Source organism: Anaerovibrio sp. (assembly GCF_045637405.1).
Classification (GTDB): Bacteria; Bacillota; Negativicutes; order Selenomonadales; family Selenomonadaceae; genus Anaerovibrio.
Map to the genome: position 1 here is coordinate 1 of NZ_JAZTZI010000018.1, position 10,116 is coordinate 10,116.

At 44.2% G+C, this 10,116-nt stretch carries 11 protein-coding genes and 1 other annotated feature; of the genes, 10 read left to right on the top strand and 1 reads right to left on the bottom strand.

Annotated features, from left to right (window positions below):
- The 6 genes from ACKI5G_RS01350 to ACKI5G_RS01375 all read left to right on the top strand — a co-directional run.
- Window positions 1–900 (top strand): PFL family protein (locus ACKI5G_RS01350; protein ID WP_407396915.1); only part of this gene is annotated, 900 nt, incomplete at its 5' end.
- Window positions 901–920: 20 nt separating this feature from the next.
- Window positions 921–1,556, top strand: coding sequence for an endonuclease III (gene nth, locus ACKI5G_RS01355; protein ID WP_407396917.1), 636 nt, complete (start codon window positions 921–923; stop codon window positions 1,554–1,556).
- Between the two features lie 26 nt (window positions 1,557–1,582).
- Window positions 1,583–2,035, top strand: coding sequence for an N-acetyltransferase (locus tag ACKI5G_RS01360; protein WP_027396941.1), 453 nt, complete (start codon window positions 1,583–1,585; stop codon window positions 2,033–2,035).
- A 67-nt stretch (window positions 2,036–2,102) separates the two neighbouring features.
- Window positions 2,103–2,329, top strand: a binding site (T-box leader).
- A gap of 89 nt (window positions 2,330–2,418) precedes the next feature.
- Window positions 2,419–3,432: a 3-deoxy-7-phosphoheptulonate synthase gene (gene aroF / locus ACKI5G_RS01365; protein ID WP_407396919.1), complete on the top strand. Its 1,014-nt coding sequence runs from the start codon at window positions 2,419–2,421 to the stop codon at window positions 3,430–3,432.
- A 3-nt stretch (window positions 3,433–3,435) separates the two neighbouring features.
- Window positions 3,436–4,326, top strand: coding sequence for a prephenate dehydrogenase (locus ACKI5G_RS01370; RefSeq protein WP_407396921.1), 891 nt, complete (start codon window positions 3,436–3,438; stop codon window positions 4,324–4,326).
- A gap of 155 nt (window positions 4,327–4,481) precedes the next feature.
- A complete protein-coding gene (locus ACKI5G_RS01375; protein ID WP_407396923.1) occupies window positions 4,482–6,200 on the top strand; it encodes a methyl-accepting chemotaxis protein in 1,719 nt (572 codons plus the stop codon).
- Window positions 6,201–6,283: 83 nt separating this feature from the next.
- On the opposite strand, the gene ACKI5G_RS01380 is transcribed toward ACKI5G_RS01375, so the two are convergent.
- Window positions 6,284–7,612 carry a hemolysin family protein gene (locus tag ACKI5G_RS01380; protein ID WP_407396925.1) on the bottom strand — a complete coding sequence of 443 codons (1,329 nt, stop codon included), beginning with the start codon at window positions 7,610–7,612 and terminating at the stop codon, window positions 6,284–6,286.
- A 159-nt stretch (window positions 7,613–7,771) separates the two neighbouring features.
- Here ACKI5G_RS01380 and ACKI5G_RS01385 point away from each other — a divergent pair, with 159 nt between their 5' ends.
- From ACKI5G_RS01385 to ACKI5G_RS01400, 4 genes are all read left to right on the top strand, one after another.
- Window positions 7,772–8,395 carry a TetR/AcrR family transcriptional regulator gene (locus tag ACKI5G_RS01385; protein ID WP_407396927.1) on the top strand — a complete coding sequence of 208 codons (624 nt, stop codon included), beginning with the start codon at window positions 7,772–7,774 and terminating at the stop codon, window positions 8,393–8,395.
- A 77-nt stretch (window positions 8,396–8,472) separates the two neighbouring features.
- Entirely contained in the window at window positions 8,473–9,165 is a 693-nt protein-coding gene (locus tag ACKI5G_RS01390; RefSeq protein WP_407396929.1) for an aspartate/glutamate racemase family protein, read from the top strand.
- Between the two features lie 55 nt (window positions 9,166–9,220).
- Window positions 9,221–9,814, top strand: coding sequence for an alpha/beta hydrolase (locus ACKI5G_RS01395; protein WP_407396931.1), 594 nt, complete (start codon window positions 9,221–9,223; stop codon window positions 9,812–9,814).
- A gap of 41 nt (window positions 9,815–9,855) precedes the next feature.
- The gene (locus ACKI5G_RS01400) at window positions 9,856–10,110 is read left to right on the top strand and encodes a DUF3795 domain-containing protein (protein WP_407396932.1); all 255 of its coding nucleotides are present in this window, start codon (window positions 9,856–9,858) and stop codon (window positions 10,108–10,110) included.
- Window positions 10,111–10,116 lie beyond the last annotated feature (6 nt).

Consider the following 10,116-nt stretch of genomic DNA (forward strand, 5'->3'; position numbering starts at 1 on the left):
GCTGGAATAAATATGGATTGTGTGCGCCAGATGGGTGAGGTAATTAAGCGTACTGCAGAGCTTACCCGCGATCGGGATGCCCTGGGCTGTGCCAAGCTGGTAGTATTCTGCAATGCCCCGGGGGATAATCCTTTTATGGCAGGAGCCTTCCATGGGGTCAGTGAAGCAGAGAAGGTTGTAAGTGTGGGTGTCAGCGGACCAGGTGTGGTAAAACACGCCCTTGAAGATCTTAAGGGAGCAGATTTTACAGAGGTGGCTGAAACCATTAAGAAGACAGCTTTTAAGATTACCCGCGTGGGTCAGCTGGTGGCCCGTGAGGCATCCCGTCGTCTTGGCGTGCCTTTTGGAATTATTGACCTCTCTTTGGCACCAACTCCAGCTGTAGGTGACTCTGTTGCCAATGTGTTAGAGGAGATGGGGCTGGAGAGCTGTGGTGCGCCGGGTACTACTGCGGCTTTGGCACTTCTTAATGATGCGGTGAAGAAGGGCGGACTTATGGCATCATCCCATGTAGGTGGCCTCTCCGGAGCATTCATTCCGGTAAGTGAGGATCAGGGAATGATTGAAGCCATTGAATGTGGTTCTCTTTCCATTGAAAAGCTGGAAGCTATGACCTGTGTATGCTCTGTAGGTCTTGATATGATAGCCGTGGAAGGTGATACCACCGCTGCAACTATTTCTGGTATTATAGCCGATGAGGCGGCAATTGGTATGATTAATAACAAGACTACAGCTGTCCGTGTTATTCCTGTTCCAGGTAAGAAGGTGGGCGACAGTGTGGAATTTGGTGGCCTTCTGGGTCGGTGCCCAATTGTTAAGGTTCGTAACAACTGGAGCTCGGAGGCCTTCATTGCCAGGGGAGGCCGTATTCCGGCACCATTGCGCAGCCTGACTAACTAATGGGCCATTTAGGTGAAAAAATGAGAGTAACCAAAAAAATCAAGGAAAAACAAATAGAGATTCTTGGACAGATTTATGCCGGGGCCAAGCCTGAGCTGGTATACAACAACCCCTTTGAGCTTTTAATAGCGGTTATTCTATCTGCCCAATGTACAGATAAACGGGTAAATATTACCACAGCCCGTCTTTTTGCCAAGGCACCTGATGCTCAGTCCATAGTTGATATGGGTGTTGACGCGTTGGAGCAGGAGATTCGTGATTGTGGCCTTTTTCGGAGTAAAGCAAAAAATATTATGGCCACCTGTCGGACTTTGGTGGAGGAATTTGACGGGGAAGTTCCGGAGGATTTTGATACTTTGTTAAAGCTTCCAGGCGTGGGCCGAAAGACAGCCAATGTGGTAAGCTCTGTGGCCTTTAACAGACCGGCCATTGCGGTGGATACCCATGTGTTCCGCATTTCCAATCGACTTAAGCTGGCAACGGGGGAAACTCCCATGGAAGTTGAGCAGGGGCTGATGAAGGCTATTCCCCGGGAAAAATGGTCAGCTGCTCATCATTGGCTTATATGGCATGGACGTAAAATATGCAAGGCAAGAAAGCCTTTATGTGCGGAATGTCCATTGGCAGAGGTATGTCCAAGCAATGAAGTGAAATAGTAGCGTAGAGTTTTGGAGTGAGACAATTGATTTATCGTAAGGCAAAGTTTATTGATATAGAAGAAATATATGAGCTGGTTAATCATTATGCGGAGGAGGGGTTGATGCTGGCCCGCTCACGCAATGCTCTCTATGAATCACTGCGTGATATGATTGTGGCCATTGATGAAAAGGATGGTATTGTGGGTGTAGGTGGACTCCATATTACATGGGAATTTATGGCGGAAATTCGTTCATTGGCAGTAGACCCTGCCCATAGCCGTCGCGGAATTGGCCGGGAAATTGTCCACAGGCTCATCGAAGAGGGAAAAGAGCTGGGTATCAGTCAGGTCTTTACATTGACCTATCAGGAGAAGTTTTTTGAAAAATGCGGTTTTAAGGTAATCAGCAAGGATGAGCTTCCGCATAAAATCTGGAAGGAATGTATTGATTGCCCTAAATTCCCTAATTGTAACGAAATTGCCATGTTGTTTGAATAATTTTGCTTGACACTAAATAAACCCATTGTTATAATTAGGCACATGAAGTGTAAAGCATGTTCATATTGAAAAGGCATTGAGCGAGAGAAGTAATCAGCAGAGCTTTTCAGAGAGCTGTGGGTTGGTGCAACACAGTAAGTGAAACTGACGAAATACACTCGTGAGCTGCAGGCTGAACTAATAGTAGGCCTTGTCGGAAGCCCCCGTTATCGTAGGCTAGGGTATGTTAGTACCCGAAGAGAGTGGCTTGCTAAGGCAAGCAGGGTGGTACCGCGAGTAATGCTCGTCCCTGTTACAGGGGGCGAGTTTTTTTATTTTCTGCCTGTACATTTTCTTCAAACTAACGAATTTTGCAGTATAGTTTATTTGAGGAGGAAAAAATTATGATTATTGTAATGGCACCAGGTTCAACAGCAGAGGATTTAGAGAGAGTAAAGACTAAAATAAAGTCTGAAGGACTAGATTATCATTTGTCCACCGGTACTTCCCGTACTATCGTTGGTGTTATCGGTGATAAGAAGGCCATCAGTGAGCTGGAGATGCATTGTGCTCTGCCGGGGGTAGAAAAAACTGTCCGTATAACTGAGAAATATAAATTGGTGAGCCGTGAATTTAAGCAGGAAAATTCTGTTATTGATGTTGGCGGCGTAAAGATCGGCGGACCGGAGCCTGTGGTAATGGCAGGACCTTGCGCCGTGGAAAGCATGGACCAGCTTATGGAGGCAGCCCAGGCTGTTGCCGCCGGTGGCGCTCAGTTCCTGCGTGGTGGTGCTTACAAACCACGTACTTCCCCGTATGATTTCCAGGGAATGGCAGAGGATGGTTTGCAGATGCTTCGTAAGGCTGCAGACAAGTTTAATTTGAAGGTGATAACTGAGGTTTTGGATCAGCGTACAGTGGAGGAAGTGGCAGAGTATACTGATGTGCTTCAGATTGGTGCCCGCAATATGCAGAATTTCCAGCTTCTGAAGGAGGTTGGCCGGGCTGGCAGACCTGTTCTTCTAAAAAGAGGTCTTTGTGCCACCATCAAGGAATGGCTTAATGCTGCTGAATATGTTATGAGCTCCGGCTGTGATGATGTTATTTTCTGTGAGCGCGGTATTCGCACTTATGAAACATACACCAGAAACACATTAGATCTCAGTGCAGTGGTAGCCGTCAAGGAATTGTCCCATTTGCCTATTATTGTGGATCCAAGCCATGGTACCGGCCGTCGCAGCATGGTAAGCCCAATGGCAAAGGCAGCTATTGCCGCTGGGGCTGATGGCCTTATTATTGAGGTACATCCACATCCGGAGGTGGCTCTTTGCGATGGAGACCAGTCTTTGACTCCGGAGGAATTTAAAAAGGTAATGGCTGAAATTAAGCGTATGTCCGCCATTTTAAGGGAGGAATAATCAATGGCCAGATTAAATCTTGCCATAATCGGTGTGGGCCTTATCGGTGGGTCCTTAGGCCTTTGTTTGAAGGATAAAATGGGAGATGATATCTACATTACCGGTCAGTGTCGTACCCGGAAATCCATGGATTTGGCCATTGAAATGGGGGCAGTTGACTTTGTCTCTTCTGATATTGAAGAAGTGGTTAAGGATGCAGATGTTATCTTCCTTAGTACACCTGTATTACAGATGGTGCCCATGGTGGAGAAAATGCTTCCATATTTAAAGTCTGGTGCTATTATAACTGATGCCGGAAGTACCAAGCAGTTTATTTGGAAGAATCTGAAGAAGATTTTGCCACCAGATATTTATTATGTTGCCGGGCATCCAATGACAGGTCGTGAAATGAGTGGTGTTACAGCTGCCAAAAAGGACCTCTTTGAAAATAAATGCTATGTAATAGTAGAAAATACTGGTGCGCCAAAGGAGGCTACGGATAAGATCTGTGATTTGGTACGACTCACCGGGGCGGATTTGGAAACCTTGGATATAGCCCAGCATGACCGCTGCGCTTCTGTAATAAGCCATATTCCTCATGTGGCTGCTGCAGGCCTGGTAACTCTTTTAAATCGCAGTCATGGCGATATGGAAGCCTGTCTGAAGCTGGCTGGAGGCGGATTTAAGGATACTACCCGTATAGCCTCCTCGAATGCGGATATGTGGGCCGATATTTGCATGACTAACCAAGAGGCTATAACTAATCATTTAAAGTTGTTACAGGGAATTTTAGCTGAGGTTATTGTTGCCATAGAAAGCGGTGACCGTCAGGCGGTCCATGATTACTTTGCAGAATCCAAGAAACGCCGTGACAGTATTTTGGAACAGACCAAGAATATGTATGAATTAATTTAAACAGAGTAAGATTATTCTGGGAAAAGTCCTCTTTAAAAGGGGACTTTTTTTATTAATAATATTATTTTATTGAGAATATAGAAGGAAAAAATACTGTTGATAGCGAATGTTAACTCATAAAACCTTTTTAATTACAAAGTAGGGAGGAATATGTCATGCAATTCATGAATAATCTCAAGGTGGCCTATAAATTGCTTATATTGGCCTTGATTGCAGCCTTGGGCTTGGCAGTTATTAGCTTTTTTGGTTTAGGAGCCTTACAAAAATCACAGGATGATATGACTCATATGTACAATGTTAATGTTATGGGATTAGTTCATTTGGGTGATACCCGACAGGGAATGAGATCAGCTCAGACCATGACTGTTATTATGACTACAGTGCAGAATGACCCTGCCCGTATGCAGGACCTGAAGCAAAAATTTGACAATGCTGTCAAGGAGACTGATGAAAGTCTTGAAGCCTTTAATAAGGCCAATAGCGGTATAGCAGAAACGGCTGAGGCTTTTGCAAAGACTACCAAGGATTGGAATGAACTAAAGGAAGGGTTAACGAAATCTGTAAATCTTTCCCAAAGTGGTCAGCAGGCCGCTGGTCTTGAAGAATACAATACAAGTGCCAAGGCGGCAACCCAGGTAGCCAGTGATTTAGTTAATCTGGCTGATGAAGCAGCCAAGGCGGCCGATGCTATCGATAAGCAAAATGATGAAGAAAGCGCAGCAGCCAGACGGAATATGATTGTCCTGAGTGTTCTTACATTGGTAATTTTGGTTGGTGCTTCTATGTGGATTACCAGGGAAATTACTTCTCCACTTAATAAGATGATGGGGATTTGCCATAAGCTGCGTGATGGTGATTTCCGCACTGATAACAATGGTGTAGATCGTGGTGATGAGTTTGGTGCTATGGAAAGGGCTATTGACGATGTTTGCGTCACTCTCAATAAGCTGATGCGCCAGATTAGCCGTTCCTCCGAGCAGCTTGCTGCAAGCTCAGAGGAGCTGACAGCTTCAGCTGGTCAGTCCGCCCAGGCCTCCGACCAGGTGGCTCAGAATGTTACCACATCTGCTTCTGCGGTTATTGAACAGCAACAGTTGTTGCAGGATATGAAGTCTTCTGTAGATAAATCCAGCGAGGCAGTTCAGAATCTTGGCAATGTTGCCGGAGCAGTTACCAATGAGGCCAAGTCTGCAAACAATCAGGCAGAGGATGGTACTAAGGCTATTGAGTTTGCTGTTCAGCAGATTCTGTCTGCTGAGGCCATTGTTAAAGAATCTGCCGATACTGTTAATAAGCTGGGCCAGAGCTCCCAGGAAATTGGCCAGATTGTGGAAACCATTTCCGGTATTGCTGGACAGACCAATCTGCTGGCTCTGAATGCTGCTATTGAGGCCGCCCGTGCAGGTGAGCAGGGCCGTGGCTTTGCTGTTGTAGCAGAGGAAGTACGAAAGCTGGCTGAGGAGTCTCAGAATGCTGCTCAGCAGATTACCTCTCTTATTAAAGGGATACAGGATAATACAAGTGATGCAGTTGCATCCATGGAAAAGGGTAGCAAAGCTGTTCGCGAAGGCAGTGCTTCTGTAGAAAAGCTCCGGGAAACCTTCCAGGCTATTAATATAGCTTCCAATGGTGTAGTAGAGCGTGCTCAGAACATGATTGAGGAGCTTCATGCTGTATCTGAGGATACCCAAAATATCAATGAAAAATCTGTCCGCATTGCCGGCAAGGGTGATGAGGTATCTCAGGAAATGGAAAGCGTTTCTGCCGCTTCCGAGGAACAGAGTGCTTCTGCAACAGAGATAGCAGATGCCAGCCAGTCCTTGGCTGATTTGGCTCAGGAATTACAGACTTCACTGCAGAAGTTCAGATTCTAAGGTAATGTAACAATAAAAAGAGGTATGTGCGAAATGTCTTCATTTCAGCACATACCTCTTTTAGTGCAGTGATTTTATTAAAATTAATCCTCTGATTCAGGCTCCGGTTCTTCTTCTTTTTTGGTACAGATTATCTTATCAACTCTGTATTTATCCAGGCGGCTTATTTCAAAGGTGAAGTCATCCCATTCAACCGTTTCACCTTTTTTAGGAATATAGCCAAAGAGAGATGTAACGAAGCCACCCATGGTTTGGTAATAGTCCTGTTCTTCTTCTGGCAGTTCATCAATATCGAATTTTTCCTTGAAGTCATCAATGGAGCACATACCGTCAATGTACCATTCATTATCATCCTTTGGTACAATCTGCAATTGTTCCTGTTCGTTTACATTATTGGTATCCCCAATAAGCTCCAAAAGAATATCCTGCAGGGTAATAAATCCGATTACACCACCATATTCGTCAAGCACAACCGCCTCATGGATACCTGATTCCTTAAACTGCTCAAGTACACGGAAGGTTTCCATGGAGCGGGGGATGAACATTGGCTTACGGATAAATGGCTCCAGCTCCAAGGATTCGCCATTAAGGGCAGCATTTAAAATATCCTTTGTGTAGATAACGCCACAGAATTCATCCAGACTGTCACGCCCCACAGGGATAATATATTCTGAGGCGTTTTTTATAAGGTCGAGATTGTGATTCAGGGAATCATTTATATCCAGCCACATCATCTGGGTTCTTGGTGTCATGAGGGAATAAGCGGTTTGGTCGCTCATGTGAAATACCCGGTCAACTAAATCCTGTTCTGTTTTTTCGAAGGTTCCGTCCTCTGTTCCCTGTTCAATAAGGTCCTTAACCTCATCCTCAGTAACCACGTCCTCGTATTTTAGGTTAATACCGAAAAAGCTAAGGAAGAAGCTGGCAGAGGCTTCAAGAATGGCTGTAATAGGTCTGGTAACCCTAACCAAGGTGCGCAATGTGCCCTGACAATTAATAAGTGTCTGCTCAGGGTGACGCATGGCAATGGAGTTTGGCAAAAATTCGGAAAGCAGCAGGGTAAAATAGGTAACCACCACAATACTGGCCACCAGGGCAACCGTATCATGATATGGTACGAAACTAATATATTCACCTACTACAGGAGAAAGCAGAACACTGGTGGCAACACCCATCAATATGCTGACCAGAGTGATGCCAATCTGAACAACCACAAAGGCCAGCTCCGGTGCCTCAAAAAGCTCCAAAGCAGCTTTGGCATCCGGGATATTGTCATCAATCATTTTTTCCAATCGGCTTTTATGACTTTCTGTAAGAGCCGTCTCAGCCATGGCAAAAAAAACATTAATCAGCATTAAAACAAATATTATGGCAAATATAAGTGTGGGGTGATAGGTATCCAAAAAAAGCACATCCTTTATGTATTGATATTTAATAGTTTAAATTATATTTTATCATTATTTTGGTAGTATATCTATATTTTCCTTGACATAGAAATAAAGTGATTATATTATAATTTATATTATGTAACATATGTTACATAACATAAATTATAATAAGGAGAATGTGTCATGCCACCACGAGTTAAATTCCAAAAACAAGATATTGTCAGTGCAGCACTAAATATCGTTAGGAAAAAAGGGATTGAGGCTGTTACTGCCCGTGAGGTAGCGGCAGAGCTTGGGGTATCCACAAGACCGATTTTTACATGGTTTGAAACTATTGAACAGCTTAAGTGTGAAGTGTATAAACAGGCTCAGGACCATTATCGTAGGTATATTCGGGATGGGCTTAAGGAGGAGATTCCTTTTTTGGGAGTTGGGCAGCAATATATCCGATTTGCCAAGGAGGAGCCGGAGCTGTATAAGCTATTATTTTTAACCAAATCCAGTGATTCCTCAGGAGGTGCTATGGAGGCATTGGAGCTGTCACAAAATTTGGTACGGGAATCCATAATGAATATATATAATATGAATGCATATACAGCGGATTGCTATTTCCGTAATTTGTGGCTGGTAGCCTTTAGTATGGCTACCCTTATTGTAACTGATGATTGTCCTTATACAGATAAAGAGATAAATAGTATTTTTACGGAGATGAGTCTTGCGGTGTGTAAGGCATATAAGGAAATCCCTGGCTTGGCAAAGGGAAACTATGATAGGGAGGCAATATTCAAGGAATTGGTAAGGAAATAATATATGGTTAGTATTGGATTCAAGTCATTTTAAATATGATTTCTAGGGCAAATTGCAGATTGAAAGGATGGGGTATTATGAAAATTATAGGATTGCTTGGGGGAATGAGTTGGGAAAGTACAGTTACCTATTATGAGATATTGAATAGAACTGTTGCTGAAAAGCTGGGCGGCTATCACAGTGCTAAAATTATGATGTATAATGTGGACTTTGCCCCTCTGGAAAATAATATGGCCACTGGTAACTGGGCCGGCAATGCTGAGATTTTATCAAAGGCTGCTAAGCGCTTGGAGGATGCTGGAGCGGAGTTTATCGTTATTGCCACTAATACAATGCACAAGCTGGTGCCGGATATAGAGAAGAAAATTAATATACCTATTTTACATATTGCCGATACCACGGCTAAGAAGATAAAAGAGGACGGTTTGACCAAGGTTGGCTTCTTGGGAACCAAGTTTTCCATGACTCAGGAATTTTTACATGAGCGATTCAGAAAGGCTGGTCTTGAGGTAATCATACCTGATGAAGCAGATATTGAGCTGGTAAATAATGTTATATTTGATGAGCTGTGCTTGGGAAAGGTTTTGGAATCATCCCGCAAAGAGTATCAACGCATTATATCTTCCATGAAGGAGCAGGGGGCAGAGGGCGTTATCCTTGGCTGTACGGAAATTGGTATGTTGATATCCGCTGAGGATAGTGTACTTCCAGTATATGATACTACCCTGATTCATGCCCGTGAGGCAGCTTTGAAGGCTTTGGAGGATTAAGCAAAAAAATTATTTTTGGGAAATGTTTTGCTAATAACTTACAGGGGAGAATTGGATGACTGTAATATTATATATTCACGGAAAGGGCGGCAGTGCAGCGGAGGCCGATCATTATAAGGCACTGTTCCCGGATGCTGAGGTTGTGGGACTGGATTATAAGACCAGCGCACCTTGGGAAACGGGAAAAGAGATAAGGGCCTTCGTGGAGAAGCTGAAAACGCAGTATGACAATGTAATACTGGTGGCCAATAGTATTGGTGCCTTTTTCAGCATGAATGGAAATCTGGATGGACTTGTTCAGAAGGCCTATTTCATTTCGCCTATTGTGAATATGGAACGGCTCATTGAGGATATGATGATGTGGGCCAATGTAACGGAGGCCGAGCTGGAGGCCAAGGGGGTCATATCCACGGAGTTTGGGGAGGATTTGTCCTGGGAGTGTCTTTCCTATGTGAGAAGCCACCCCATCAGCTGGAATGTGCCGACAAAAATACTGTATGGCAGTGAGGATAAGCTTACTTCCCGGGAAACTATGGAGAAATTTGCCGAGAAGCACAAGGCCGGGCTGACGGTTATGGAGAAGGGTGAGCATTGGTTCCACACCGAGGAGCAGATGAAGTTTTTGGATGATTGGATGAGAACCCATTAAAGGGATTAAATGAAAGTGTGTATTATAGGGGGATATTTTTTATGAAAGAGCTACTTGCGTTTTGCGGACTGGATTGTGAACAATGTGATGCCTATATTGCTACGGCCAACAATGACGATGCCCTGCGGGAAAAGACCGCCAAGGCCTGGAGTGAGCTGTACAATTCGCCTATCAAGCCAGAGCATATTAATTGTGAAGGCTGTCGTGCTGATGGTGTGAAGCTTATATACTGTGAGAAGTATTGCGAAATTCGTCAGTGTGCCCTGAAAAAGAACATGAACAATTGTGGGGAGTGAAGTCGG